This is a genomic window from Kitasatospora sp. NPDC057738 (assembly GCF_042798815.1).
In the GTDB taxonomy this organism is placed as follows: Bacteria; Actinomycetota; Actinomycetes; order Streptomycetales; family Streptomycetaceae; genus Kitasatospora; species Kitasatospora lactacystinica.
In genome coordinates, this window is sequence record NZ_JBHVJT010000006.1 from 114,868 (window position 1) to 141,041 (window position 26,174).

Sequence of the window (26,174 nt, forward strand, 5' to 3'; positions counted from 1 at the left end):
CGCACCACCGGGCCGAGCCGACCCGCACCACCGCTCGTCCCGGTGGTGCGGGAAGCGCCGGTCGCACCGGCCGAACCGGAAGCGCCGGCCGACCGCACGCGCGTCGGCGACCACGTCACCGCCATGGCGACCCCCTCTCACTCGGCGGAATCCCCCGTCGGAACCGCGACCGCCGGATCCCAGCATCAACCGCTCGTCGCCGCTGGCGACAGTGCCGATCGGCACCTTTTGGCCCGAATCGGCCCCGCCATCATCGCGCCCCGGCCGGGGCCGCCCACCAGCGGGGGTGCGAACGGGGCGGGCCCGCCCTCACCCCGCCGCCGCGAACCCGTTCTGCAGCCCGCGCAGCAGCGCCGTGCCCGCCGGATCGGCCGACCGGCGGGTGTTGACCAGCACCACCACGCCCACCTGCTTCTCCGGGTCGAAGGCGACGAAGGAGCGGAAGCCGCCCGTGCCCCCGTTGTGCCAGATCTGGAGGTGCCCGCCCTGCTGGGCGCGCAGCCGGTGCCCGAGCCAGCCCAGGTGCGTCCAGGCGAACGGGTTGACCCGGTGGCGGGTGTCCCGGGTGAGGGCGATCGCCGGCGACAGCGGCGCGTCCGGCTCGCGCGCGGCGGCCAGTTGGGCCCGCAGGAACACCGCCAGGTCGGCGGCGGTCGAGCGGAGCCCGCCCATGCCGGGCACGGCCGCGAAGGTCCAGGGCGGCACCGGCCGGCCGCCCGGCGTGTGACCGTGCGCCAGGCGTGCGGACCGTTCCCCGTCCGGCCGCAGACCGGTGTCCGCCAGGCCCAGCGGCGCACCGACCTCGCGCGCCACCAACTCCTCGTACCCGAGGCCGGAGCGCTGCGCGAGGGCCAGGCCGAGCAGGCCCGCACCGAGGTTGGAGTAGCGGAATCCACGCCCGGGCGCGGACCGCAGTCGTGTCCGCGCGAGCCCGTCGAGCACCCGCTCGGCGGTGCAACCGGCGTACGGATCGGGCATGTTGGGGGACAGCAGCGACTGCAGCGCCATGCCCCGGGGCAGTCGGGGGAGCCCCGAGGTGTGGGTGGCGAGGTGCCGCAGGGTGATCGGGTCCAGGCCCTTGGCCGGGACGACGGCACGACCGCCCGAGGGCCCGGTGAGCACCTCGGCGAGCGGGTCGTCCAGCCGGACCGCACCGTCGAGGGCCAGCCGCGCGAGCACGAGCGAGGTGAACACCTTGGTGACGGAACCTATCTCGAACAGGGTGCGCGGCCCGGGCACCCCACCACCCGGACCGGTCCGCCCGGCGCCGCGGATCTCCACGTCACCACCGGCCAGCCCGGCGACCACCGCGCCGACGTGGCGGCCCGCGAGCCGGTCGGCCGTCTGCTGCACGAGGCAGGCGAGTTCGTTCATGGTCGCGAGCCTAGACACCCTCACCGGCCGGATCGTCCGCCCGGAAAACGATATCGACCCCCGCCGGTGCTCCCGCGGACGTATCCCCGCCGGTGTTCCCGCAGGCGCACGCCCGGCAGTGGCCCGCACGCCGGCGACGTCCTCGACCCGCCGCGCCGCTCAGTCCTCCAGCGCCTCCCGCAGCCGGCCCGCGACCTCCGCCGCCCCCGCCTCGTCCGGATACCGCCGCCGCGGCCAGAAGAACCCGCGCAGCCCGTCCTTCGGATTGCGCGGCACCACGTGGACGTGCAGGTGCGGCACCGACTGGCTGATCCGGTTGTTCGCCGCGACGAAGCTGCCCGCCGCGCCCAGCCCGCGTTCGACGGCCGACGCCACCCGCTGCACCCGCAGGAAGAACGGTCCCACCTCCGCGGCCGGCAGGTCGGCCAGGGTCGGGTGGTGGGCGCGCGGCACGACCAGCACGTGCCCGGGGAACAGCGGCCGGCGGTCCAGGAAGGCCACCGCGGTCTCGTCGTCCAGCACCCGGTGCGCCGGCTCCTCGCCCGCCACCACCGCACAGAAGACGCAGTCCATCCGTCCATTCAAACCACCGGCGGCCGCCCCGGCACTCCCGCCGGCCCCCGTGGATCCGGCTTCACCCGTCCGGCTCCCGCCCGGGTGCGGCCGCCCCGGCGCCGGGCGCACGGTGGCGCCGGGGCAGGACGGCGGGCGCATCGAGCGTTCCGCGAGGAGGCCCCGCGAGGAGGTGGCCCGGATGCCGGGCAAGTTCGAGGTCTATCAGGACGCCGGCGGCAAGTACCGGTTCCGGCTCAAGGCGGGCAACGGCGAGATCGTCGCCACCGGCCAGGGCTACGCCAGCAAGGACGCCGCCCACAAGGGCGTCGAGGCGGTCCGGCGGGCCGCCGACGGCGCGGCCGTGGAGGACCTGCCCAGGGCGGCCTGAGCGCGCGCCGCCCGGCGACCGGTCCGCCCCGGGGCCGGTCGCCGGGCGTCCCGCTGCGGAGCGGGGTCCGTACGGAGCGGGGTCCGTACCGAGCGAGTCCGTGCGGCCCCGGCACCTCACTCGTATCACTCGTACCGGTACAGCAGCGCCTCCCGCTCGTACTGCTCGATCATCTCCACGGTCAGCGACTCGTCCCGCAGGTGCGAGAGCGTGACCTCCGCCGAACTCGGCTGCGCGTCCTTGGCGAGCCAGTTCTCCGGCTTCCACGCGGAGGAGCGCAGGAAGGCCTTCGGGCAGTGCCCGTACACCTCCTCGACGGCGACCACGATCGCGCTGCGCGGCGGCTTGCCGACGGCGGTCAGCTGCCGGAGCAGCTCCGGGTCGGTCGAGACGCAGGCCCGCCCGTTGACCCGCAGCGTGGCGTCCCGGCCCGGGACGACGAAGAGCAGCCCGACCCGGCCGGTCTCCAGGATGTTGTGCAGGGTGTCCAAGCGCTTGTTGCCGGTGGCGTCCGGAATGGCCAGGGTGTACGGGTCGAGCACCGAGACCAGCCCGGCCGGCCCGCCGCGCGGGGAGACGTCGCAGCGTCCGGCGGCGTCGGTGCTGGCCACGAACACCAGCGGGGAGCAGGCGATCAGGCGCTGGGCGACCTCGTGCAGGCGGTCGACCTGCTTGCGGCGGGCCTGGTCGCCGGGCTGCTCGTAGATCTCCCGCAGCTGGGCGGGATCGCTGAGCGCGCCCGCGTGGAGGGCGTCGAACAGGCCGCCCGGCCGGTCCGGCGCGGAGGTTGACGAAACGGCAGATTCCGGTGTGGTCGTCATACCGGGAATGTAGCCGAGGCCGCTCGGCGCACCCCGCCCCCGCACTCCCGCGGCCCTCCGTGAAATTCCGCCCTCGCCCCTCCCCACCAGCGGTTCCACGCTCATAATGGGGGCCAGGGAGCACTGGGACAAGGCCCGCCGGGCAGCCGGAGGTGGTGGTCGTGATCGTCAGAATCTGGGCCGGGCAGGTCCTCGCCGATCGACTCGATGAGTTCTGCGCGCACCTGGCCGCCCAGGTGATCCCGCAGCTCGGTCGGACCGAGGGCTGCCTCGGCGGCGAGCTGCTGCGCTCGGTGTCCGAGGACCGGCACCGGGTGCTGGTGCTGAGCCGCTGGCGCGACGAGGAGGCCCTGCGCGGGTACGCGGGGCCGATGTGGCGGATCCGGCCGGTCTGGTCGGAGGGTGAGCTGAGCTACCTCGCCCACCCGCCGGAGGTCACCCACTTCTTGCAGATTGCCGCACCGGCCACGCTCTGAGCCGGGCTCTCACACCGACAGCGGCACCGAATGGATCTCGTCCGCCGGGTGCCCGGAGCGGTCGTGGACCCGCTGCACGGCCTCCTTGGAGGGTGCGTCGGAGAGGCAGTACACCGTGCCCGATTCCGGGTCCGCCCAGGCCTGCTGGAAGTGGACGCCCTCCTCGCCCTGGATCGCCAGGTCGGCCATGTGGGCCTGTTTGAGCTGCGCCTCCGTGATGCCGGTCATCCCGTGGTGGACGTCCATGAACTTCGCCATCGCCCTCGCCTCCGTAGCTTCGACGTGTCATCGGCAGGGCCCCGACTACCAGCCTCGCCCCCGCCGTCCGCCTGCGCCACCAGACCGCCGGGCCCGCGCCCGCGGACCGGCTCGCGCGAGCGGCGGACGGCACCCCGCCGCGCATTCCCGGCACGCCCGTGAAACAGACCACAGGCACGGGGCCTCCCTGCCGTTGCGCCGACCGTGGCACAATGACGGCATCAAGCAGTGACGTTCAGCGCACTCCGGGGTCGGTGAAAATCCGAACCGGCGGTTACAGTCCGCGACCCGTCCGCAGCCAGCGGCCGGTTGACCAGGTGAAATTCCTGGACCGACGGTTAAAGTCCGGATGGGAGGCGTGCGCGGGCGGACGAAGAGCAGTACCCGTGGGTCCAGTGGCGGAGAACCGTCCTCCGGGCCCCGGTCAGGTGAACGACGGGAGCGGTGTCTCCCGTGCCGGGCGAGCGATCTCCCGGCGGTCTCGGCATCCCCGGCGACGGGTGGTGTCCCGGGTCCGTACGCCGGTGCCCGTCCGTGTCATCTCCCATGCCGCCCCGGAGTCCGCGCCCCAAGCGCGAGGAGAACCCGGGTGTTCACCGGCATCATCGAAGAGCTCGGCGAGGTCGTGTCGATCCAGGAGATCGGCGACTCCTCGCGGATCCGCCTGCGCGGCCCGGTGGTCTGTACGGGTGCCCGGCACGGCGACTCCATCGCGGTCAACGGCGTTTGCCTGACCGTCGTCGACGGCCCGGCGGAACTGGCCGCCGGAACCGGTGAGTTCAGCGCCGACGTGATGGCCGAGACGCTGCACCGCTCCAGCCTCGGCGAACTGGCGCCCGGCTCCCGGGTCAACCTGGAGCGCGCCATGGCGCTCGGCGACCGGCTGGGCGGTCACCTCGTCCAGGGCCATGTCGACGCCACCGGGCGGCTGTTGAGCCGCGAGCCCGGCGAGCGCGACGCGGCGGGCGACCTGCGCTGGGAGGTGCTGCGGTTCTCGCTGCCCGGGACCATCTCCCGCTACCTGGTGGAGAAGGGCTCGATCACGGTCGACGGCGTCAGCCTCACCGTGGTGGAGGCCGCGCAGGACAGCTTCACCGTCAGCCTCATCCCGGCCACCCTCGCGCTCACCACGCTCGGCGCCAAGGGCGTCGGGGAGAGCGTCAACCTGGAGGTGGACGTGCTGGCGAAGTACGTCGAGCGGCTCCTGGAGTCCCGCACCCTCCCGAACCTGCCGAACCTGTCCGACCTGTCCAACCCGTCCGGCCGGCCGGTCGACGGAACCCCGGGGGAGTCCAAGTGAGCTGGCTCAGCGGCGAGGCGTTCACCGTCCTCGGCGAACACGTCAAGTGGGCCGACATGTTCGGCAACATCCTCGGCCTCGGCGGGCTCGCGCTCGGCTGGCGCCGCTCGGTCTGGAGCTGGCCGGTCCAGCTGCTGTCCGGCGCCGTGCTGATCGCGGCCTACTTCGGCGGCCACGTCCCCGGCCTGATCGGCAAGCAGCTGATCGTGATCGCCACCGCCGCCTGGGGCTGGGCGCAGTGGCGTCGGGGCCGCCGCGACGGCGGCACGATCGCCGTACGGTTCGCGAGTTGGCCCGAGCGGCTCGTGCTGGCGGCGGGCACCGCGGCCGGCACCGTCGCGCTCGCCCTGCTCTTCACGTCCTTCCCCAGCCTGTCCTGGAGCCCCTGGTCGGACGCCTACATCTTCGTCGGCACGCTGGCCGCGATGGTCGCCCAGGCCCGCGGCTGGGTGGAGTTCTGGTTCGCCTGGATCGCGGTCGACGCGGTCGGCGTGCCGTTCGCCTTCAACAGCGGCTACACCTTCTCCGGCCTCACCTACTCCGTCTACTTCGTCCTGGTGCTGCTCGGCCTGCGTTCCTGGTGGCTGAGCACCCGTGAGCCGCGCGCCAAGTCCGCCACCGTCCCGCAGGGAGCCACGGTATGACCGAGATGACCGAGAACCAGTCCAGCAACGGCGCCACCGGGTCCGAGCCCGAACTCGTCCTCGACCCGGTCGAGCGGGCGATCGCCGACATCGCCCTCGGCCGCGCCGTGATCGTGGTCGACGACGAGGACCGCGAGAACGAGGGCGACATCGTCTTCGCCGCGTCCGCCGCGACCCCCGAGCTGATGGCCTTCACCGTCCGCTACAGCTCCGGCGTGATCTGCGCCCCGATGACCGGCGAGGAGCTGGACCGCCTCAAGCTCCCGCCGATGACCCAGGTCAACGAGGACCGCAAGGGCACCGCGTACACCGTCTCGGTGGACGCCCGCGAGGGGGTCGACACCGGCATCTCCGCCGCCGACCGCGCCCGCACCGTACGGCTGCTCTCCTCCTCCGGCGCCCAGCCCGGCGACCTCACCCGCCCCGGGCACGTCTTCCCGCTGCGCGCCGTCGAGGGCGGCGTGCTGGTCCGCCCCGGGCACACCGAGGCCGCCGTCGACCTGGCCCGGCTGGCCGGGCTGCCGCCGGCCGGCGCGATCGCCGAGGTGGTCAACGACGACGGCAGCATGGCCCGGCTGCCCGAGCTGGTCGCCTTCGCCCGCGAGCACGGCCTCGCGATCATCTCCATCGAGGACCTGATCGCCTACCGCCGCCGTACCGAGCTGCACGTCGACCGGGCCGCCGTCACCGCCCTGCCCACCGCGTACGGGGAGTTCACCGCCGTCGGCTACCGGGGCACCATCGACGGCGTCGAGCACCTCGCGCTGGTGGCCGGCGGTCTGGACGCGCAGGGCCGGCTGCCGGACGACGAGGACGTCCTGGTGCGGGTCCACTCCGAGTGCCTGACCGGTGACGTCTTCGGCTCGCTGCGCTGCGACTGCGGACCGCAGCTGCAGGCCTCGCTGCAGCGGGTCGCCGCGGCCGGGCGCGGCGTGGTGCTGTACCTGCGCGGCCACGAGGGGCGGGGGATCGGCCTGGCCCACAAGCTGCGCGCGTACGAGCTGCAGGAGCGGGGGCGGGACACCGTCGACGCCAACCTGGACCTCGGCCTGCCCGCCGACGCCCGGGACTACAGCATCGCGGCGCAGATGCTGGTGGACCTCGGCGTCCGCTCGCTCACCCTGCTCACCAACAACCCGCAGAAGCTGACCGCGCTCACCGAGCACGGGCTCAAGGTCAAGGGGCGCGAAGCGGTCGAGATCGCGCCCGGCGAGCACAACCTGCGCTACCTGCGCACCAAGCGCGACCGGATGGGCCACGAGCTGCCCGGCCTCGATTCCTGACCCCGGCCCCGGGCCCTGACCACCCGCACCCGCACGACAGCCACCCGCACGACAGCCACCCGCACCCGCACGACAGACAGAACGGACGAAGAGACATGAGCGGCCACGGAGCCCCCGAGCTGACCATCGACGGCGCCGCCGACCTCAAGGTCGCCGTCGTCGCCGCCCAGTGGCACGACACGGTGATGAACGGCCTGCTGGACGGCGCCCACCGCGCGCTCAAGGAGCTGGGCGTCACCGAGCCGACCGTGCTGCGGGTGCCCGGCACCTTCGAGCTGCCGGTCGCCGCCAAGCGCCTCGCCGAGCGCGGCTACGACGCCGTGGTGGCCCTCGGCGTGGTGATCCGCGGTGGCACCCCGCACTTCGACTACGTCTGCCAGGCGGCCACCGTCGGTCTCACCCAGGTCAGCGTCGACACCGGCGTCCCGGTCGGCTTCGGCGTGCTGACCTGCGACAACGAGGAGCAGGCGATCGACCGCGCGGGCCTGCCCGGCTCCGCCGAGGACAAGGGCCACGAGGCCGTCACCGCCGCCGTCGCCACCGCCGCGGTCCTGCGCGCGGCGCTCTGACGACGAACCGCCCGGTCCCGGAGCACGGACGTCCACTGGACTGTCCACGCTCCGGGACCGTTTACCGTCCGTCCGCCCGCACGCCGTAAGGTGGCCCCATCATGGCTTCGAAGACATTCGAGGAGCTCTTCGCCGAGCTCCAGCAGAAGGCCGCCACCGGCGACCCCTCGTCCTCCCGTACCGCGCAGCTCGTCCAGCAGGGCGTCCATGCGATCGGCAAGAAGGTCGTCGAGGAGGCCGCCGAGGTCTGGATGGCCGCCGAGTTCCAGTCGGACGAGCAGACGGCGGAGGAGGTCTCGCAGCTCCTCTACCACGTTCAGGTGATGATGATCGCCCGCGGACTGACGCTCGACGACGTCTACAAGTACCTCTAGACACCCCGCTCCCCAGAGCACACCCATCCTCCCAACAGGTAAGGAAGCAACCTCCCATGCTGCGCATCGCCGTCCCCAACAAGGGTTCTCTCTCGGGTCCCGCGGCGGAGATGCTCCATGAGGCCGGCTACCGCCAGCGGAAGGACCCCAAGGAGCTCGTCCTCGTCGACCCGAACAACGAGGTGGAGTTCTTCTTCCTCCGCCCGCGGGACATCGCCGTCTACGTCGGCTCCGGCCGCCTCGACGTCGGCATCACCGGGCGTGACCTGCTGCTGGACTCGCACTCCAACGCGGAGGAGGTGCTCGCCCTCGGCTTCTCCGGGTCGACCTTCCGCTTCGCCCGCCCCGAGGGCGTGGACGTCGAGGACGTCAAGGGCCTGGAGGGCCTGCGGATCGCCACCTCCTACACCGGCCTGGTCGAGCAGCACCTCGCCGACCACGGCGTGAAGGCGACGGTCACCAAGCTGGACGGCGCGGTCGAGACCGCGGTGCAGCTGGGCGTCGCCGACGTGATCGCCGACGTGGTGGAGACCGGCACCAGCCTGCGCAACGCCGGCCTGGAGGTGTTCGGCGAGCCGATCCTGGTCTCCGACGCCGTGGTGATCCGGCCCAAGGGCGCGGGCGAGGACACGCGGGTGGAGCAGTTCCTGCGCCGCCTTCAGGGCGTGCTGGTGGCCCGCCGCTACGTGCTGATGGACTACGACATCCGCGCCGAGAACGTCGGCTCCGCCGTCGCGCTCACCCCGGGCCTGGAGTCGCCGACCGTCTCCCCGCTGCACACCGAGGGCTGGGTCGCGGTCCGTTCGATGGTGCTCCGCAAGGAGGCCCAGCAGATCATGGACGACCTGTGGGGCATCGGCGCCCGGGCCATCCTGGTCACCAACATCCACGCCTGCCGCCTCTGACCCGGGGGCCCGCCGCCCCCGAACCGCGCGTCCGGGTGACCTGCCCGCCGGCCCGCGGGTAAAGAACGGTTCAATGGGGCGGGGACGCCGACCGCGTCCCCGCCCCTCGTGCTGCCGCAACCAGAACCACCCCGGAGACCCCACGTGTCCACGCCGCCCGTCCAGTTCCCCGTCACCTGGGCGCCGCGCCGCACCCGCGCCGTGCTGCTGCCGGTCTGCGTGCTGCTGGTGGCGCTGTTCTCCGCGATGGCCGTGCTGCTCCCGGAGAACTGGCAGCTCAACGACCGGATCATGATGATGGCCAGCGGCGTCCTGTTCGCCGGCGTCGGCCTGATGCTGGCCCGCCCCCGGGTGAGCGCCGACGCGGAGGGCGTGACGGTGGTCAACTTCGTCCGCCGCCGCCGGCTCGCCTGGGCCGAGATCGTCCGGGTCAACTTCCGCCAGGGCGACCCGTGGGCCACCCTCGACCTCGCCGACGGCACCTCGCTCGCCGCGGTCGGCATCCAGTCCGGCGTCGGCAAGGACCGGGCGATCGCGGACGCCCGCGCGCTGCGCGACCTGGTCGAGCAGCACGCCCGGGTCTGAAGCCGGACCCGCCCCCACCGGGGGTTCTCCGTTCCCGGCGGGCCGAACAGGCTCCTTACCCCCATCCGGGTATGGTCTACGCTGGTAAAAGCAGGGCAAACTTCGCCCTGCCCGAAATCGAGTGCCCGAACCCGACCAGAGGAGTGACACTCCCCCTCGATGGACGATCCGTCCGGTAGTACCTGCGCCGCCTCGCTTCCCGATCCCGGAAGGCAGGCGGCACTGTGATCACCGCTTGGCTGCTGTTGCTCGCGGCCGTTCTCCTGATCCTCGCCAACGGCCTCTTCGTCGCCGCCGAGTTCGCCTTCGTGACCGTGGAGCGCGGGGAGGTCGACCGGTCCGCCGAGGCGGGCGACGCCAAGTCCCGCCGCGTCGCCGGGGCCCTGCGGCACCTCTCCTTCGAACTCTCCGGTGCCCAGCTCGGCATCACCGTCACCTCGCTGGTGGTCGGCATGCTCGCCGAGCCGGCGCTGTCCACCCTGCTCGCACCCGTGATGTCCGCCATCGGCGTGCCCGACTCGGCCGCCCGCGGCGTCTCCGTGATCGTCGGCATGGTGCTGGCCACCGTCGTCCAGATGGTGATCGGCGAGCTGGTGCCGAAGAACTGGGCGATCTCCCGCCCGCTCCAGGTGGCCCGCGCGGTCGCCGCCCCGCACATGGCCTTCTCCTTCGCCTGCCGCCCGCTGATCAGCTTCCTGAACGGCGCCGCCGACCGGACCGTCCGGGCCTTCGGCATCGAGCCGCAGGAGGAGCTGGCGCACGCCCGCACCCCGGACGAGCTGGTCTCGCTGGCCCGCCACTCGGCCAGGGCCGGCGCCATAGACGAGGAGTCGGCGACCCTGTTCGTCCGGACCCTGGGCCTGCGCGAGCTGACCGCGGAGTCCGTGATGACCCCGCGCGTCGACGTGGCCGCGCTCCAGCGCGACGCCACCGCCTCCGACGTCATCAACCTGACCCGGGCCACCGGCCTGTCCCGCTTCCCGGTCTACACCGACAGCCTGGACGAGGTCACCGGCACCGTCACGCTCAAGGACGCCCTGGCCGTCCCGGCCGCCCGGCGCGGCCTGGTGCGGGTCGGCGAGCTGGCCTCGCCGCCGCTGCTGGTGCCCGAGACGCTGCCCGCCGAGCGGCTGCTCGACCAGCTGCGCCGCCTCCAGCCGATGGCCATCGTGGTCGACGAGTACGGCGGCACCGCCGGCGTCGTCACCGTCGAGGACATCGTCGAGGAGATCGTCGGCGAGGTGCAGGACGAGCACGACCCGGACGACCACCCCGAGCTGCTCCCGCTGCCGCCGGTCAACGGCCTGCCGGTCTGGGAGGCCGACGGCCGCGCCCGGACCGACCAGCTGGAGCGGATCGGCCTGAACGCCCCGGACGGCCCGTACGAGACCCTGGCCGGTCTGGTCTCCGACCTGCTCGGCAAGCTCCCCGAGGTGGGCGAGCAGGCCGAGCTGCCCGGCTGGCGGTTCACCGTCACCGGTGTCGACCGCCACCGCACCACCGAGGTCCGGGTGGAGCGCACCACCGCGCCCGCGCAGTTCGACGAGGACCGGGAGGAGGGCCGATGACCGCCCTGCAACTGGCCGTCGCGCTGCTGCTCCTGCTCGGCAACGCCTTCTTCGTCGGCGCCGAGTTCGCCGTGGTGTCGGTGCGCCGCAGCCAGATCGAACCGCTCGCCGAGGCCGGGCACAAGCGCGCCCGCACCGTGCTGCACGCGCTGTCCAACGTCTCCGCGATGCTGGCCGCCGCCCAGCTCGGCATCACGGTCTGCTCGCTGGGCCTCGGCGCCCTCGCCGAGCCGACCATCGCCTCCCTGCTGGAGGGCCCGTTCCACGCGATCGGCGTCCCGTCCACGCTGATGCACCCGCTCTCGTACGGGATCTCGCTCGCCGTCGTGGTCTTCCTGCACATGGTGATGGGCGAGATGGTGCCGAAGAACATGGCCATGGCCGGCCCGGAGCGGGCCGCGCTCTGGCTCGGCCCGCCGCTGGACCGGCTGGCCCGCTGGCTCGCCCCGGTGATCCGGGTGCTGAACGCCCTCGCCAACGGCATCCTCAAGCTGTTCCGGGTGGACGCCAAGGACGAGGTCGAGTCGGTCTTCACCACCGAGCAGCTGATGTACCTGCTGGCGGACTCCCGGGACGCCGGGCTGCTCGACGAGGGCCGCCAGGAGCGCCTGGAGGACGCGCTGGAGCTGGGCCACCGCCCGGTCACCGAGGTGCTGCTCAAGCCCGAGCAGCTGGTCACCGTGGACACCAAGGCGACCGCCGCCGAGGTTGAGGAGCTGGCGCTGCGCACCGGCTTCTCGCGCTTCCCGGTCACCGACGGCGACCCGGCCGGCCACGGCTACCTCGGCTACATCCACCTCAAGGACGTCCTCGACGTGGAGGACACCTCTGCGCCCGTCCCGGCCCGCCTGTGGCGGCCGATCACGGTGCTGCGCGGCAGCCTCCCGCTGGACGACGCCCTCGGCGCGATGCGCCGGGCCACCTGCCACCTGGCCGCCGTGCTGGACCAGGACGGGCGCACGCTCGGCGTGGTCATGCTGGAGGACGTGCTGGAGGAGCTGGTCGGCGAGGTGCACGACCCGGACCACCGCGCCACGGCCTGACGCCCGCCCGGCAGGTCCGGGCCCCGCTGACGGTGTGTTCGCTCCCGGCGATTTCGCCCAGAGCATGCAGCCGTTCCATGCCGGCCACCCTGGGAGCAGGGTGGTCGGCATGAGACTTCTCCTGCTGGGTGGAACCGAGTTCGTCGGACGGGTCGTCGCCGAAGAGGCGCTGGCCAGGGGATGGGAGGTGACGGCCCTCAACCGCGGCACGCGGCCCGCGCCCGAGGGCGTCCGCACACTGCTGGGCGACCGCACCGCCGAGGGCGGCCTCGCGGCGCTCGGCACCGGGGAGTGGGACGCCGTGGTGGACACCTGGTCCTGGGCCCCCGCGGCGGTGCGCGACAGCGCCCGCCTGCTGAACGGCCGGGTCGGCCACTACGCGTACGTCTCCAGCCGGTCGGTGTACGACTATCCGCTGCGGGCCGGGGCCGGCGAGGCCTCGCCGGTGGTCGCCTCCTCCCCGGACCTCACCGGCGAGGTGCCCTACGCCGAGGCCAAGCGCGGCGCCGAACTGGCGCTGGAGGCGGAGTTCGGCGGGCGGGCGCTGCTGGCCAGGGCCGGGCTGATCCTCGGCCCGCACGAGAACATCGGCCGGCTGCCGTGGTGGCTCAACCGGATCGCCGAGGGCGGCCCGGTGCTCGCCCCGGGGCCGCGCGGGCTGGCCCTGCAGTACATCGACGTCCGCGACCTCGCGGCCTGGACCCTGGACGCCGCGGCGGCCCGCCTCGCCGGCCCGTACAACCTGGTCGGCCCGTCCGGCCACGCCACCATGGGCGAGCTGCTGGAGGCCTGCGTACGGGCCACCGGTTCGGACGCCGAACTGCGCTGGACGGACCCGGAGCGGATCCTCGCGGCGGGCGTCGAGCCATGGACCGAGCTGCCGATCTGGCTGGCGCCCGGCGAGCTGTACGACTTCCTGCACACCGGCTCGGTCGAGCGCGCGCTCGGCGCGGGGCTGCGCTGCCGCCCGGTCGCCGAGACCGTGGCGGACACCTGGGCCTGGCTGCGGTCGATCGGCGGCAGCGCGCCGCGGCGGTCCGACCGGGTCAGGGTGGGGCTGGACCGGGAGCGGGAGGCGGCGCTCCTCAACGGCTGAACGGGCGGGCGGGCCGGTCCCCGGGCGGGCGGGGGCCGGCCCGCCCGGTCAGCTCCGGCCGTCGATCAGCTCCCCGTACGCCTGGACCAGGTCCGGCAGCCGCAGGGTGGCCAGGTCCTCCCGGCCCGGCGGCTCGCGCAGCAGCGACAGCCGCAGGTCCCGGTAGGCGCAGGACTTCTCGTACAGGGTGCGGATGAACCGGCCGTTGCCCAGCTCGTCGATCCAGCCCTCGCGGACAACGTGGGTGCAGATGCTGGCCAGCTCCTCGGCGGCGTCCTCGTCCCAGCCGTCGCCGTCCCGGCCGGCCAGCGAGGCGCCGATCGCGGTCAGTTCGCCCGGGCGGTAGCTGGGGAAGTCGACCCGGGTGGTGAAGCGGGAGTTGAGGCCGGGGTTGGTGGCGAGCAGCCGGTTCATGCCCTCGGGGTAGCCGGCGAGGATCACCACCAGCCGGTCGCGGTTGTCCTCGGCACGCTTGAGCAGGACCTGGAGCGCCTCGTCGCCGTACGCGTCGCCCTTGGTGTAGCCGGAGTTGGAGAGGCTGTACGCCTCGTCGATGAAGAGCACGCCGTCCAGCGCGGAGTCGATCAGCTCGTTCGCCTTCACGGCGGTCTGGCCGAGGAACTCGCCCACCAGGTCGGCGCGTTGGGCCTCCACCAGGTGGTCGCCGGAGAGCAGCCCGAGGGCGTGGAAGACCCGGCCGAGGATGCGGGCCACGGTGGTCTTCCCGGTGCCCGAGGGGCCGGAGAAGACGAAGTGGCGCTTCGGCGGCTGGACGGGCAGGCCCTGCTCGGCCCGCAGCCGAGACATCCTCAACTGCGCGGACAGTGCCCGCACCTGGCGCTTGACCGGCTCCAGGCCGACCATCAGCGAGAGTTCGGCCAGGGCCGCGTCCAGCTCCCGTTCGTCGCCGGCGGACCGGGGCTCGGGCACGGCGGCGGTCCGGGGCTGCGCCCGGCCGAGGGCGGGCAGCGGCGGGGGTGCGGCGGAGGCCGGCGGCGCGCCGGAGCCGGAGCGTTCCCCGGCGGCCTGCGCGGCGCCGTCGGCCGCACCGCCGTCCAGCAGGGCGCCGCCGGCGGTGAGGGCGCCGTCCGCCGGGGGCACGTCCACCAGTCCGGCGTCCACCAGTCCGGCGTCCACCAGCCCGGCGTCCACCGAGGGCCCGCCGCCCGACGGGAAGCCGCCGGGCAGGGCGCCGGTCGACACCCCGTCGCCGGAGACGGTCGGCCCGCTCGGCCCGCCCGCGTCCCCGAACTCCTCGCCGTACCCGGTCAGCTCGCCGTACCCGGGCAACCCGGCGAACCCGGCCTCGTCCGGGTACTCGGTGTCGAAGCCGGGGGCGTCCGGCAGGGCGGCGTCGGCCGCTCCCGGGCGCCCGCCGGCCGGCAGTCCGTCCGCGAGTCCGTCCGTGAGCCCGTCCGCGAGCGCGTCCTCGGCGGCGATGGCCGTCAGCCGGGTCGCGGTGTCCATGAACGCCGGGTCCGCCCGGTGCACCGCCCGGTAGAGCGGCAGCGCCGCGGCGCTGCGTCCGGCGCCCTCGTACGCCCGGGCCAGCCAGTACCGCAGCTCCTTGCGCTGGGGCTGTTCGGAGCGGCAGCGGGCCAGCGAGACGGCCAGCGGCGCCTGCGCCTGGGCGCACATGTCGAGGCGCACCCGCGCCATGCCGGCGAACAGCCCGGCCTCGATGCCGAGCAGCGGGTCGTCCAGCAGGCGGTCGGTGTCCCTGATCAGCTGCTCCCAGTCCTTGAGCAGGTAGGACCGGCAGGCGTACAGGAAGCGGGCGCAGGGGTCCTCGCCGGGTGCCGGGCACTGTTCCAGCGCCCGGTCCAGCTCGGCCAGGTGGCGGCCGTCCAGCCAGTGCGAGGCGTGCGCCAGCGCGAGGTCGCGGGCGTCCTCCAGCACCGGCTGCACCCACCAGCCCAGCCAGTACCAGGAACTGAGCGGCCGTCGGTGCAGCCGCCGCTGTTCGCCGAACCGCTTCTGGTGGCGGTACATGGCCAGCAGCGCGGCCGAGGTGTCGCTGCGCAGCGCGTGCAGTCCGAGCCAGGCGTCGGCCATGCCCGGGTCCAGCCGGACGGCGGCCCGGAACTCCTCCTCGGCCCGGGTGTACGCACCGGCCGTGTAGGCGTCCATGGCGCGCAGCCAGGCGCGGTCGGCGAGCCGGTCGGGCCCGCCCGCCGTGCTGTCGGAACTGTCCACCGTCGTCACTCACGCCCCCCGCGGTGCGGCCCGGGGCTCGGCCGGCGGGTTGCCTGCGCCTAGCCTGGCCGGTGGTCGTCGACCCCCTTGCGGCGCATCTGCGCCTGCCAGGAATCGTACCGGCGCGGCGCTGATCCGGAAGGGTGCCGAACAGGGTCAAATGCGATCGCGCGAGCGGCCGTTGAGCGGCCGGGCGACGAAACGGGCTGCCGGGGAGCGAGTTTCGGAAGGGGACCGGACGGCGTCCCCGGCTCACGGGGGAACAAGCCGGGGGCGCCGGGTCCGAGGCAACCGGAAGCTTTCGTTCCGGCGGCTGAGGAGAACCTAGATCCTGGCGATGTCGCAGGTCAAGGCGATGGTTGAAGTTTCACCGACGGTGCCCGGGGCGATCCGGCCGGTCACCCCGTCGACCCGCGTCGCGGCGTACGGACGGCTCGGATCGGCGGCGAAATGCGCCGATTCGGCCCGGGCCCAGCCCGCCCAGAACTCGGCCAGTTCCGGACCGTCCCGCTCCTCCCCGCGCCGCCGGGCCGAAGCGGCGTCCAGCTCCATCCAGATCACCCGGGCCAGCCACGGCCGCACCGCCCGCCGGCCCGCGCCGACCCCCTCGACCAGCACCACCGGGGCGGCCGGCACCGCGGCCGTGCCCGCGAAGCGGCGCAGCGTCCAGTCGTACACCCGGTACTCGGCGTCCCGCCCGGCCGCCAGCGGCTCCAGCACCTGCCCGCGCAGCCGTCCGGTCCACCCGAACGGCTCGCGGTGGGTGGCCAGGTCGTCGAGGTGGACCACCGGGGCCCCGCCGAGCGCCGCCGCCAGCCGTCCGGCGAAGGTGGTCTTGCCGGACCCCGCGTGCCCGTCCACCGCGACCAGCCGCACCGGCCCGCAGGAGGGCGGCAGCGCGCGCAGCTCCGCCGCGAGCGCGGCCGGAAGGTCGTCCGGAGCGGGCCGGAGCGGGGGCGGGAACGGTTCGGATGCAGCCACAACGTCAACCCTACGGTGCCGTAGCCCGCCACTGCGGACAGTTCATCTGTGCAGGTCGTGACGGCAGCGCGGGTTTCGGGCATACTCGCCTTCGCCACGACTGTGAACGGCCGTTCACCGCAACCCGGTGCCGGTCGGTCCGACAAGCCGCACCCCCGCCGGGTCAGCCGACACCTCGGTCCGGCGCCCGATCGAGGAGGCGACCACCGCCATGACCCCCTCCCCTGTGAAAGCCGTGGAGCGCCAGCTGCCGAGCGAGGAGGCCCGCGAGCTGCTGAGCCTCACCCGTGACCTGGTCCAGCGCGAGCTCCAGCCGCGTGCGGCGGAGGACGAGGCCGCCGACCGCTTCCCGCGCGACGTCTTCCGCACCCTCGGCGAGGCCGGCCTGCTCTCCCTCCCGTACGACGAGAAGTACGGCGGCGGCGAACAGCCCTACGAGGTGTACCTGCAGGTGCTGGAGGAGCTCGCGGCCGGCTGGCTGGCCATCGGCCTCGGTGTCAGCGTGCACACCCTCTCCTGCCACGCGCTGGCCACCTTCGGCACCGACGAGCAGCGCGACGCGTGGCTGCCCGCCATGCTCTCCGGCGAGCAGCTCGGCGCCTACTGCCTCTCCGAGCCGCAGTCCGGCTCGGACGCGGCCGCGCTGCGCACCCGCGCCGACCTCGACGGCGAGGCGTACGTGGTGAACGGCACCAAGGCCTGGATCACCCACGGCGGCCAGGCCGACTTCTACAGCGCCCTGGTGCGCACCGGCGTCGACGGCCCCAAGGGCATCAGCTGCCTGCTTGTCCCCGGCACCCAGCAGGGCCTGTCCGCGGCCCCGCCGGAGCACAAGATGGGCATGCGCTCCTCGCCGACCGCGCAGCTGCACTTCGACGGCGCGCGCGTCCCGCGCGAGCGGCTGATCGGCGAGGAGGGGCAGGGCTTCCAGATCGCGCTCGCCGCGCTGGACTCCGGCCGCCTCGGCATCGCCGCCTGCGCGATAGGCGTGGCCCAGGCCGCGCTCGACCTCGCGGTCGACTACGCCCGCACCCGGCGCCAGTTCGGCCGCCCGATCGCCGAGTTCCAGGGCCTGTCCTTCATGCTCGCCGACATGGCCACCCAGATCGAGGCCGGGCGCTCGCTCTACCTGTCCGCCGCCCGGCTGCGGGACGCCGGCCGGCCGTTCTCCAAGGAGGCGGCGATGGCGAAGCTGTTCTGCACCGACGCGGCGATGCGGGTGACCACCGACGCCGTCCAGGTGCTCGGCGGCTACGGCTACACCCAGGACTTCCCGGCCGAGCGCTACATGCGCGAGGCCAAGGTGCTGCAGATCGTCGAGGGCACCAACCAGATCCAGCGCCTGGTGATCGGCCGCCACCTCACCAAGGGCTGACGCCCGGGGGCCGTCCGGCGGGGGAGCCGCCGGACCGCCCCGGTCCCCCCGTACGGCCTCCGGCCGTCACTCCAGGGTGCGGAGTGACGGCCGGAGGCGTTCCCGGCGGAGCGTCAGCTCGCCTTGGCGGTGCGGCCGGTCAGCGCCGGACGACGGCGGCGCTGCTCCGGGATGGCGGCCCGCAGCGCCGCGACGGCCGGGACGGCGGGCGCCACCGGGGCGGCCCCGGGGACCGCGGCGAGCCGTACCGGGCAGTGCGCGACGGCGTGCGAGAACGGCTGGGTGCGCCAGTCCAGCCCGCTCGGAAGCTTGAACAGCGCGTCGAAGCCGGCCGGTTCGGCGTCCTCCTGGGCCTCGACCTCGGCCAGGTCGTCCGTCGGCGTGCCCGAACCCGGGCAGATCGCGGGGGAGAAGGGGTTCCAGGCGGTCGGCAGCAGCGCGTGTTGCGGCAGCCGCTCCTCGTCCGCCACCAGGGCGATCGGGCGGCGGCACTCGGGGCAGTCGACCCGGAAGATGTCCCAGGTCTCCGCCTCGCCGGGGTCGGTGCCCGGCAGGTGGCCGACCGCGAGGTCCTCGCGGTCGGCCATATCGTCGGTCTCGTCGGAGCCCAGCACACGCTGGTCGGTAGCAGGCATGAGGATCCCCCTAGGATCGGGCCCGGCGTGGTCGTCCAGGGCCACAACCAGCACTTCCCTGTGATCCGGACTCATAATCCTGCGGTCCCGTGCACCGTGATGCACCGGGTGTGTCCTTGGCCACACCGGATGCCACATTCGCCCGGCATGTGCCCGCCCGGCACCTGCGAACCCGTCCTGTGCCACCGCGTGCGCCCCCCGTGCTCCCGACCGGGTAGGTTTGCGCACTGTGGAGGATCTCGACCAACGCATCGTCCAGCTGCTCCTCGAAGACGGCCGGATGAGCTACACGGACCTGGGCAAGGCCACCGGCCTGTCCACCTCGGCGGTGCACCAGCGGGTGCGCCGCCTCGAACAGCGCGGGGTGATCCGCGGCTACACCGCGATCATCGACCCCGACTCCGTCGACCTGGCGCTGACCGCGTTCATCTCGGTCAAACCCTTCGACCCGAGCGCCCCGGACGACACCCCCGAGCGGCTGGCCGGCCTGCCCGAGATCGAGGCCTGCCACAGCGTCGCCGGCGACGAGAACTACATCCTCAAGGTCCGCGTCGGCGCCCCCGGCGACCTGGAGGACCTGCTCGCGCGCATCCGCAGCGCCGCCGGCGTCTCCACCCGCACCACCGTCGTCCTGTCCACCCCGTACGAGGCACGCCCCCCGAAGCTCTGACCGCGAACCGGTGGGGTGCAGACTTGGCGGCATGACCGAACGCACCTCCTGGACCGTCCTGCTGCGCGGCGGCGCCGTCTACAGCCCCGCCGACCCCTTCGCCACCGCGATGCTCGTGGAAGGCGGGCACGTCGCCTGGGTCGGCAGCGACGGCGCCGCCGAGGCGTACACCGCGACCGTCGACGAGATCGTCGAGCTGGACGGCGCCCTGGTCACCCCCGCCTTCGTGGACGCCCACGTGCACGCCACCGCCACCGGCCTGGCGCTCACCGGCCTCGACCTCACCGGCAGCCCCTCGCTCGCCGCCGCCCTGGCCGCCGTCACCGCCTTCGTCGACGCCCGGCCCGAGCCCGGCGGGGTGCTGATCGGCCACGGCTGGGACGAGACCGGCTGGCCCGAGCGCCGCCCGCCCACGCTCGCCGAACTCGACGCCGCCGCCCGTGGCGCCGCGCTCTACCTCTCCCGCACCGACGTGCACTCCGCGCTCGCCACCACCGCGCTGCGCACCCTCACCGAGGGCCTGGCCGAGGCGCCCGGCTTCGACCCCGAGGGCCCGCTCACCAAGGACGCCCACCACGCCGTGCGGCAGACCGCGCTGGCCCGCCTCACCCCCGAGCAGCGCCGCCGGGCCCAGCGCGCCACCCTGGCCCGCGCCGCCGAACTCGGCATCGGCGCCCTGCACGAGTGCGCCGGCCCGGAGATCTCCTCGGAGGCCGACCTGGCCGCCCTGCTGGCCCTGGCCGCCGAGGGGGACGGGCCCGAAGTATTCGGCTACTGGGGCGAGTTGGGCGGTGTCGAGACCGCCCGCAGGCTCGGTGCGGTGGGCGCCGGAGGCGACCTCTTCGTGGACGGCGCGCTCGGCTCGCACACCGCCTGCCTGCACGCCCCGTACGACGACGCGGAGCACACCGGCACCGCCTACCTGACCGCCGAGCAGGTCGCCGACCACGTCGCCGCCTGCACCGAGGCCGGGATCCAGGCCGGGTTCCACGCCATCGGCGACGCGGCGGTCACGGCGGTCCTCGACGGCGTCCGGGAGGCCGGCGCCCGGGTCGGCGCCGCCCGGGTCAAGGCCCTGCGCCACCGCGTCGAGCACGCCGAGGCCCTGGACGACAAGGCCGTCGCCGCCTTCGCCGAACTCGGCCTGACCGCCTCCGTCCAGCCCGCCTTCGACGCCGCCTGGGGCGGCCCGGAGGGCATGTACGTCCAGCGCCTGGGCGCCGAGCGGGCGGCCGCCCTCAACCCCTTCGCCGCGCTGCTGCGGGCCGGCGTCCCGCTGGCCTTCGGCTCGGACGCCCCGGTCACCCCGCTCGACCCCTGGGGCACCGTCCGCGCGGCCGCCTTCCACCGGACCCCGGAACACCGGATCTCGGTCCGCGCGGCCTTCACCGCCCACACCCGCGGCGGCTGGCGCGCGATCGGCCGCGACCAGGACGGCGTGCTCGTCCCCGGCGCCGTCGCCAGCTACGCGATCTGGGCGGCCGGCGAGCTGGTCGTCCAGGCCCCCGACTCCCGGGTGGCGGGCTGGTCCACCGACCCGCGCTCCGGCACCCCCGGGCTGCCCGACCTCACCCCGGGCCACCCGCTGCCGACCTGCCTGCGCACCGTGGTCCGCGGCCGCACGGTGCACCAGCGGTAAACCCCGTGGAACGTCGGGCGGGCACGCCCTAGGTTGATCGGCATGATCGAACTGGTGCCCGCCGACTTCACCGTCCCGCGCGAGCTGCTCGCCCCGGAGTTCCGACTGGAGCCCCTGGGCGAGCGGCACAACGCCTCCGACCACGCCGCCTGGACGAGCAGCATCGACCACATCCGCGCCACCCCCGGCTGGGCCGGCCGCGGCTGGCCGCCCGCCGACGGGATGCCCCCGGAGCGCAACCTCGACGACCTGCGCCGCCACGCCGCCGACTTCGAGGCCCGCACCGGCTTCACCTACACCGTCCTGGAGCCGGACCGCGACGAGGTGATCGGCTGCGTCTACATCTACCCGGACCGCGAGGACCCCTCGGTGGTCTCGGTCAGCTCCTGGGTCCGGGCCGACCGCGCCCACCTGGACGAGCCGCTGCACCGCGCCGTCTCCGACTGGCTCACCGCGCACTGGCCGCTGCGGGATTTCCGCTACGCCCCGCGCTGACCCCGCCGTCACCCCTCACCTCACGGGCCACCGACGTTCCGGGGTACCTTCTTCGCACAGCGTCCGAACAGCAAGCCCCAGGAAGATGGTGCGCCGGTGGCCACTCCCGTCACCCAGGAACGGCCCGAGGCCGTACCCGAGCCGCAGGAGCCGGCGCCCCGACCGAGCCGCGGAGCCCGCGCGCTCGCCAGGATCCGCGCCGGGCTCCCCCGCACCGGCCTCGCCGTCCTGGCCGGCCTGCTGCTGGCCCTCGCCTTCCCGCCGTACGACCTGTGGCCGCTGTCGCTGCTCGGCGTCGCCGCGCTCTCGCTGCTGACCCGGGGCCGCACCTTCCGTCAGGGCCTCTGGACCGGCTTCGCGTTCGGCCTGCCGTTCTTCCTGATGCTGCTCAGCTGGCTGCGGGTGGTCGGCTGGGACGCCACGGTCGGCCTGTCCGTCGTGGAGGCGCTGTTCCTGGCCCTGCTGGGCGGCGCCCTGGCCGTCACCTCCCGGCTGCCGGGGTGGGCGCTCTGGGCGGCCTGCCTGTGGGTCACCCAGGAGTGGGCCCGCGACCGGCTGCCGCTCGGCGGTTTCCCCTGGGGCCGGCTCGCCTTCGCCAACACCGCCAGCCCGTTCACCCCGCTGGCCGCGCTCGGCGGCGCACCGCTGGTGACCTTCGCGGTCGCCCTCTGCGGCGCCCTGCTGGGCTGGGCCGCGCTGCGGGTGCGCGGGCCCGGCAGGGCTCCGAGGGCGGCCGCGCTGGCGGCGCTCGGCGCGGTGGCCGCGCTGCTGGCCGGCTACCTCGTCCCGGTGCCCACGGCCGCGGACGACACCGTCAAGGTCGCCATCGTCCAGGGCAACGTGCCCAACCCGGGCATGGACTTCCTGGGCCGCCCGATGATGGTCCTCAACAACCACGCCTCGGCCACCGAGCGGCTCGCCGCCGACATCAGGGCCGGCAAGGTCGAGCGCCCCGACATCGTGATCTGGCCGGAGAACTCCTCCGACCTCGACCCGTTCAGCGATCCGCTGGCCCGCCAGCGGATCGACCAGGCGGTCAAGGCGGTCGGGGTGCCGACCCTGGTCGGCACCCTGGTGGACGGCCCGGACGCGCAGCACGTCCAGAACGAGGGCATCGTCTGGGACCCGGTCACCGGCCCCGGCGCCTCCTACACCAAGCAGCACCCCGTCCCGTTCGGCGAGTACGTGCCCTTCCGCGCCCAGCTGATGACGGTGATCACCCGCCTCCAGCGGGTCGCCCGGGACTTCTACCCCGGCGACCACAACGGCGTGATGCAGCTCGGCCCGGCCAGGATCGGCGACGTGATCTGCTTCGAGGTCGCGTACGACGAGATCGTCCGCGACACCGTGGACAGCGGCGCCCGGGTCCTGGTCGTCCAGACCAACAACGCGACCTACGCGAAGACCGGGCAGCCCGAGCAGCAGCTGGCGATGAGCCGGCTGCGGGCCGTCGAGCACGGCCGGGCGGTGCTGATCGCCGCCACCAGCGGCATCAGCGCGGTGATCGCCCCGGACGGCAGCGTCCAGCAGCGCACCGAGGAGCTGACCGCGGCCGAGCTGTCGGCGACGGTCCCGCTGCGCGACGGCACCACCGTCGCCGACCGGGTCGGCGCCGCCCCGGAGTGGACGCTGGCCGTCGGCGGCCTGCTGGCCTGCGGCGCGGCCCTGCTGGTCGGACGGCGCCGGAAGGCGTAGGGCGCGGCAGCCGAGCCCGGCCGCCGGAACACCGGCGGCGCGGGAATCGTTGGAGCAGGTGGTGCCGTAGCCGGCCCGGACCTCCCGTGCGGCGCGCAGAGCACCGCTTGGAGTGGATTCGTACCGTGACCCAGCAAGCTACCCCCACCCGTCCGGCCCCGCGCAGCAGGCTCCGCCGGGTGCTGCCGCTGCTGATCACCGCCTGGCTGGTGCTGGAGATCTGGCTGCTGGTCCAGGTCGGCTCCTGGCTGGGCGGCTTCACCGTCGTGCTGCTGCTCGTCGCGGGCGCCCTGATCGGCGGCTCGCTGATCAAGCGGGCCGGGCTGAAGGCGCTGTCGGCGGCGATCGAGCAGAGCAAGAACCCGCAGTCCCAGCAGCCGCAGACCGGCACCAGCATGACCGTGCTGGGCGGCCTGCTGCTGATCGTCCCCGGCTTCCTGTCCGACCTGCTGGCGCTGACCCTGCTCCTCCCGCCCACCCGGGCCCTGTGGCGGGTGCTCGGCCGCCGCGTCGCGGACAAGGCGCTGCGCAGTGCCTCCGTGGCCGGCGCCGACCCGTTCGCGGACGCGATGCGGCTGCAGGAGCAGCTGCGCATCCACCGCCCGGACGGCAAGGTGATCCAGGGCGAGGTCGTGGACCCGGAGGCCGGCCCGCGCGGCCCGCAGGGCCCGGACACCACCTACCGCCCGCCGATCGCCGGCTGACCCGCCCGTTCCGACGGGAGCCCCCGGGGGCGCGGAGAACCCGCCCCCGGGGGCTCCTCGCGTGCACGGCACGGTCCGGCGGACGGCGCCGGGAAGGCGGACGGCGCCGGACAACGCGAAAGGGACCCTGGTGACCAGGGTCCCTTTTCGCGTCCTCCCGCTCGGGGCGGGAGCGAGGTGTCAGGCGCTCTTGCGGGTGTCTCGCGGGTGCACCGCGAGGTTCATCCCACCGGAGCGGAGCACGGCCAGCCGTTCGGCCAGCACCTCCTCCAACTCCTCGCGCGTCCGGCGCTCCATCAGCATGTCCCAATGGGTGCGCGTCGGCTTGATCTTCTTCTCCTCCGGCTCGTCGCCGTCGAGAAGTGCCGCCTCCTGGCCGCAGAAGCGGCATTCCCAGGTCGCGGGGATCTCCGCCTCGACCGAGAAAGGAACCTCGAAACGGTGTCCGTTCTGACATGCGTACTCGACGGTCTGGCGGGGAGCCAGATCGATACCACGGTCGGTCTCGTAGCTAGTGGCCCCGAGTCGCGTGCCGCGGAGAGCTCGCTCGCTCATGAATCGTGCCTCCCGGGCTTATGGCCCACAGGACTAGTGGTCGCTGTTCTTCGTCGTTCGGTCAACGCTCGGCTTCCGACGAAGATTCCCGTCCCGGGACATGCGTCGTCTTGTAGTGCCGCCCCTGTTTGTACCCACCCGCGCCCGATTTGTCACATCTGGCCGGTGATATCACCCCAGGTGTCACCTATTTCACATCTGGTGATCGTGCGGACTTTCTGTGACGAGCGTACCGGGACGGGATTCGGCGCCGGGCGCCGACCCCTGCCGGGAGCCGAGAACCGGCCGGGGGAGGCGGCCCGGGGAGGCGGCCCGGCCCTGCCGTCAGGAGATCGGCCGTGAACGGATCATCGGCTCACCCTTGGCCAGGTCGACCGGACGGGCCGGATCGGCCGCGGGTACCACCGGCGGGCGGTCCGGGCGGGGCGGCTCGGCGGCGGCCGCCTCGGTGCGGGTGTCCCGGTGCGGCAGCAGGGCGATCACCGCGTCCCGCAGCGCGGCCGGGGCCTCGTCGTCCAGCGGATCGACGGTGGCCGGCACCTGGAGCCGGAGCGGGGCGCCGTTGCCGATCCGGGCGTAGCCGCGCCCGATCGGGGCCTGGGCGGCGGGCACGATGTCCAGCGGCGCGCCGAGCGCTTCGCGCCCCTCGTCCGGGCCGGCCGGGCCGAGCACCACGCGGGCCCGGGTGGTGGCGCGGACGGTGGCGGTGATCCGGTCCCGGGCCTCCAGGTCGTCGGCGACCACCACGGTGACCCGGGCGGCCCGGCCGTGGCGCAGCGGGAGCTCCAGGAGGTCCTGCGGGTCGGGGCGGCCCTCGGCCCGGGCGAGCTCGCTCAGCTCGGTCGGGTGGTCCAGCAGCAGCCACAGCGGCCGGGTGACGTCCTCGGGCGGGGCGGTTCCGGCGTGCCGGGCGGCGTTGAGCGCGGCGAGCCTGCGCTCGGTCTCGCCGACGGCCCAGTCCAGGGCGGCCAGCGCGCCGTGCAGGCTGGTCTCCACGGTGTGCACGCCGGGCCGGTTCACCAGGCAGGCGTGCTCGCCGGTGCCCGCACCGTCGACCACCACCAGGTCGGCGTACGGGAGGGCCTGGAGCGCCACCGAGCGCAGCAGGCTGGAGGTGCCGTAGCCGGTGACGCCGAGCACCAGCAGGTGCGGCTCGGCGGAGCGCGGGCCGGTGCGCCAGACCACCGGCGGCTGCTGGACGGTGGTGCCGCCCCGGACGACCGGGATGGTCCGGGCGGTGCCGCCCTCGTCGGTGAAGCCCAGCACGATCTCGCCGGGGGCCGCCACGAAGCGCTGGGCGGCGATGTCGGCGGCCAGCGGGGCGAGGGCGGTGATCCGCAGCCGGTTGGACTCCTCGTCCCAGTCGAAGCGGTACTCGCGGGCCCGGCCGGCCTTGCCCTGGACGACCTGCTCGATCCGGGCCCGGGCGGCGGGCTCGGTGTCGGTGAAGTAGGCGGGGTAGGTCATCTCCAGCCGGGAGAGCCGGCCCTCGCCGTCGAAGTCCCACGCACTGAAGGCGTTCTTGTGGCTGCCCTCGAAGTGGTACAGCGGGTTGGCGTCCTCGGGTCCGCACAGGTACGGGGTGAGCGCCGCGTAGAGGGCCGCGAGCTTGACGTCGGCGACGTCCGGTGCGGGCGGTGCGGGCGTCGCCCGGGGGGCCCGGCCGGCCCAGGCGGCGCTGGCCATCAGGGTGATCAGGGCGAACAGCAGGCCGTGCGGCAGCAGGTAGACGCCGATCAGCAGGGCGGCGGTCAGGAACAGCGTCGGCCCGCGGCGGTCCTTGGGGGTGGCCTGCCAGCGGGACTTCGCCCAGTCCGCGTGGTGGCGCAGGCCGCGGCCGATCACGGAGAGCGGGGCGAACATGTCCGAGGCGTGGTCCCCGGCGGTCCGGGCGATCGCGCGGCCCTTGGTGAGGTGGCGGTGGAGCGGCATTCCTTGACTCCCCAAACGGTGGGACGGGTGGGGTGGCGCGGGTGGGCAACGACGGGGC

At 74.2% G+C, this 26,174-nt stretch carries 27 protein-coding genes and 1 riboswitch; of the genes, 18 read left to right on the forward strand and 9 right to left on the reverse strand.

The genetic code is table 11. The annotated features are described in order from the left end of the window. Positions 1–309: 309 nt before the first annotated feature. On the reverse strand, positions 310–1,374 hold the full coding sequence (locus tag ACFVGO_RS05205; RefSeq protein ID WP_380630897.1) for a serine hydrolase domain-containing protein: 1,065 nt from the start codon (positions 1,372–1,374) through the stop codon (positions 310–312). 159 nt (positions 1,375–1,533) lie between these two features. Further along, entirely contained in the window at positions 1,534–1,947 is a 414-nt protein-coding gene (locus ACFVGO_RS05210) for an HIT family protein (protein ID WP_359898690.1), read from the reverse strand. Positions 1,948–2,128: 181 nt separating this feature from the next. On the opposite strand from ACFVGO_RS05210, the gene ACFVGO_RS05215 reads away from it, so the two are divergent. Next, positions 2,129–2,317: a DUF1508 domain-containing protein gene (locus ACFVGO_RS05215; protein ID WP_359898688.1), complete on the forward strand. Its 189-nt coding sequence runs from the start codon at positions 2,129–2,131 to the stop codon at positions 2,315–2,317. 125 nt (positions 2,318–2,442) lie between these two features. Here the strand turns inward: ACFVGO_RS05215 and ACFVGO_RS05220 are convergent, their stop codons facing one another. Beyond that, complete coding sequence (locus ACFVGO_RS05220; RefSeq protein ID WP_359898686.1) at positions 2,443–3,138, reverse strand: MSMEG_1061 family FMN-dependent PPOX-type flavoprotein; 696 nt, start codon at positions 3,136–3,138, stop codon at positions 2,443–2,445. A 161-nt stretch (positions 3,139–3,299) separates the two neighbouring features. Between ACFVGO_RS05220 and ACFVGO_RS05225 the strand changes: the two genes are divergently transcribed. Further along, positions 3,300–3,614, forward strand: coding sequence for an antibiotic biosynthesis monooxygenase family protein (locus tag ACFVGO_RS05225; RefSeq protein ID WP_359898684.1), 315 nt, complete (start codon positions 3,300–3,302; stop codon positions 3,612–3,614). A gap of 9 nt (positions 3,615–3,623) precedes the next feature. On the opposite strand, the gene ACFVGO_RS05230 is transcribed toward ACFVGO_RS05225, so the two are convergent. Continuing rightward, entirely contained in the window at positions 3,624–3,872 is a 249-nt protein-coding gene (locus ACFVGO_RS05230; RefSeq protein ID WP_359898682.1) for an SCO4226 family nickel-binding protein, read from the reverse strand. A 237-nt stretch (positions 3,873–4,109) separates the two neighbouring features. Further along, positions 4,110–4,237: riboswitch (FMN riboswitch) on the forward strand. Positions 4,238–4,461: 224 nt separating this feature from the next. Between ACFVGO_RS05230 and ACFVGO_RS05235 the strand changes: the two genes are divergently transcribed. The 10 genes from ACFVGO_RS05235 (at position 4,462) to ACFVGO_RS05280 (ending at position 13,239) form a co-directional block, all read left to right on the forward strand. After that, positions 4,462–5,172 carry a riboflavin synthase gene (locus tag ACFVGO_RS05235; protein WP_380630898.1) on the forward strand — a complete coding sequence of 237 codons (711 nt, stop codon included), beginning with the start codon at positions 4,462–4,464 and terminating at the stop codon, positions 5,170–5,172. A gap of 56 nt (positions 5,173–5,228) precedes the next feature. Further along, positions 5,229–5,816 carry a nicotinamide mononucleotide transporter family protein gene (locus tag ACFVGO_RS05240; protein WP_359898858.1) on the forward strand — a complete coding sequence of 196 codons (588 nt, stop codon included), beginning with the start codon at positions 5,229–5,231 and terminating at the stop codon, positions 5,814–5,816. Between the two features lie 5 nt (positions 5,817–5,821). Then, positions 5,822–7,099, forward strand: coding sequence for a bifunctional 3,4-dihydroxy-2-butanone-4-phosphate synthase/GTP cyclohydrolase II (locus ACFVGO_RS05245; RefSeq protein ID WP_380630913.1), 1,278 nt, complete (start codon positions 5,822–5,824; stop codon positions 7,097–7,099). 95 nt (positions 7,100–7,194) lie between these two features. After that, entirely contained in the window at positions 7,195–7,668 is a 474-nt protein-coding gene (gene ribH, locus ACFVGO_RS05250) for a 6,7-dimethyl-8-ribityllumazine synthase (RefSeq protein ID WP_359898679.1), read from the forward strand. A gap of 101 nt (positions 7,669–7,769) precedes the next feature. Next, positions 7,770–8,042: a phosphoribosyl-ATP diphosphatase gene (locus tag ACFVGO_RS05255; RefSeq protein ID WP_280685086.1), complete on the forward strand. Its 273-nt coding sequence runs from the start codon at positions 7,770–7,772 to the stop codon at positions 8,040–8,042. Between the two features lie 56 nt (positions 8,043–8,098). Further along, complete coding sequence (gene hisG / locus ACFVGO_RS05260) at positions 8,099–8,947, forward strand: ATP phosphoribosyltransferase (protein WP_359898677.1); 849 nt, start codon at positions 8,099–8,101, stop codon at positions 8,945–8,947. A gap of 144 nt (positions 8,948–9,091) precedes the next feature. Beyond that, a complete protein-coding gene (locus tag ACFVGO_RS05265; RefSeq protein WP_359898675.1) occupies positions 9,092–9,532 on the forward strand; it encodes a PH domain-containing protein in 441 nt (146 codons plus the stop codon). Positions 9,533–9,756: 224 nt separating this feature from the next. Next, positions 9,757–11,100 (forward strand): hemolysin family protein, encoded by a 1,344-nt coding sequence (locus tag ACFVGO_RS05270; RefSeq protein ID WP_359898673.1) that lies wholly within the window; start codon positions 9,757–9,759, stop codon positions 11,098–11,100. Continuing rightward, complete coding sequence (locus ACFVGO_RS05275; protein WP_359898672.1) at positions 11,097–12,143, forward strand: hemolysin family protein; 1,047 nt, start codon at positions 11,097–11,099, stop codon at positions 12,141–12,143. Before ACFVGO_RS05270 ends, ACFVGO_RS05275 begins: the two co-directional genes overlap by 4 nt. A 109-nt stretch (positions 12,144–12,252) precedes the next feature. Then, positions 12,253–13,239, forward strand: coding sequence for an NAD-dependent epimerase/dehydratase family protein (locus tag ACFVGO_RS05280; RefSeq protein WP_359898670.1), 987 nt, complete (start codon positions 12,253–12,255; stop codon positions 13,237–13,239). Positions 13,240–13,287: 48 nt separating this feature from the next. Here ACFVGO_RS05280 and ACFVGO_RS05285 read toward each other — a convergent pair whose 3' ends face one another. Then, entirely contained in the window at positions 13,288–15,369 is a 2,082-nt protein-coding gene (locus ACFVGO_RS05285; protein WP_380630914.1) for an AAA family ATPase, read from the reverse strand. A gap of 390 nt (positions 15,370–15,759) precedes the next feature. Further along, on the reverse strand, positions 15,760–16,416 hold the full coding sequence (locus ACFVGO_RS05290) for a uridine kinase (RefSeq protein ID WP_380630899.1): 657 nt from the start codon (positions 16,414–16,416) through the stop codon (positions 15,760–15,762). Between the two features lie 211 nt (positions 16,417–16,627). Here ACFVGO_RS05290 and ACFVGO_RS05295 point away from each other — a divergent pair, with 211 nt between their 5' ends. Next, positions 16,628–17,791 carry an acyl-CoA dehydrogenase family protein gene (locus ACFVGO_RS05295; protein WP_359898668.1) on the forward strand — a complete coding sequence of 388 codons (1,164 nt, stop codon included), beginning with the start codon at positions 16,628–16,630 and terminating at the stop codon, positions 17,789–17,791. Positions 17,792–17,904: 113 nt separating this feature from the next. Here the strand turns inward: ACFVGO_RS05295 and ACFVGO_RS05300 are convergent, their stop codons facing one another. Next, positions 17,905–18,426: a hypothetical protein gene (locus ACFVGO_RS05300; protein ID WP_359909013.1), complete on the reverse strand. Its 522-nt coding sequence runs from the start codon at positions 18,424–18,426 to the stop codon at positions 17,905–17,907. 229 nt (positions 18,427–18,655) lie between these two features. On the opposite strand from ACFVGO_RS05300, the gene ACFVGO_RS05305 reads away from it, so the two are divergent. The 5 genes from ACFVGO_RS05305 (at position 18,656) to fxsA (ending at position 23,629) form a co-directional block, all read left to right on the forward strand. Next, positions 18,656–19,096 carry an Lrp/AsnC family transcriptional regulator gene (locus ACFVGO_RS05305; protein ID WP_030243361.1) on the forward strand — a complete coding sequence of 147 codons (441 nt, stop codon included), beginning with the start codon at positions 18,656–18,658 and terminating at the stop codon, positions 19,094–19,096. A gap of 31 nt (positions 19,097–19,127) precedes the next feature. Next, positions 19,128–20,735 carry an amidohydrolase gene (locus ACFVGO_RS05310; RefSeq protein ID WP_380630900.1) on the forward strand — a complete coding sequence of 536 codons (1,608 nt, stop codon included), beginning with the start codon at positions 19,128–19,130 and terminating at the stop codon, positions 20,733–20,735. Positions 20,736–20,777: 42 nt separating this feature from the next. Further along, positions 20,778–21,230, forward strand: a complete 453-nt coding sequence (locus ACFVGO_RS05315) for an N-acetyltransferase (protein ID WP_359909019.1) — start codon at positions 20,778–20,780, stop codon at positions 21,228–21,230. 96 nt (positions 21,231–21,326) lie between these two features. Continuing rightward, entirely contained in the window at positions 21,327–22,925 is a 1,599-nt protein-coding gene (lnt, locus tag ACFVGO_RS05320; RefSeq protein ID WP_380349685.1) for an apolipoprotein N-acyltransferase, read from the forward strand. Positions 22,926–23,050: 125 nt separating this feature from the next. After that, a complete protein-coding gene (gene fxsA, locus ACFVGO_RS05325) occupies positions 23,051–23,629 on the forward strand; it encodes an FxsA family membrane protein (protein WP_380630901.1) in 579 nt (192 codons plus the stop codon). 180 nt (positions 23,630–23,809) lie between these two features. On the opposite strand, the gene ACFVGO_RS05330 is transcribed toward fxsA, so the two are convergent. After that, positions 23,810–24,184 carry an RNA polymerase-binding protein RbpA gene (locus tag ACFVGO_RS05330; protein WP_049655293.1) on the reverse strand — a complete coding sequence of 125 codons (375 nt, stop codon included), beginning with the start codon at positions 24,182–24,184 and terminating at the stop codon, positions 23,810–23,812. 324 nt (positions 24,185–24,508) lie between these two features. Further along, positions 24,509–26,116: a hypothetical protein gene (locus tag ACFVGO_RS05335; protein ID WP_380349691.1), complete on the reverse strand. Its 1,608-nt coding sequence runs from the start codon at positions 26,114–26,116 to the stop codon at positions 24,509–24,511. Positions 26,117–26,174: the final 58 nt, after the last annotated feature.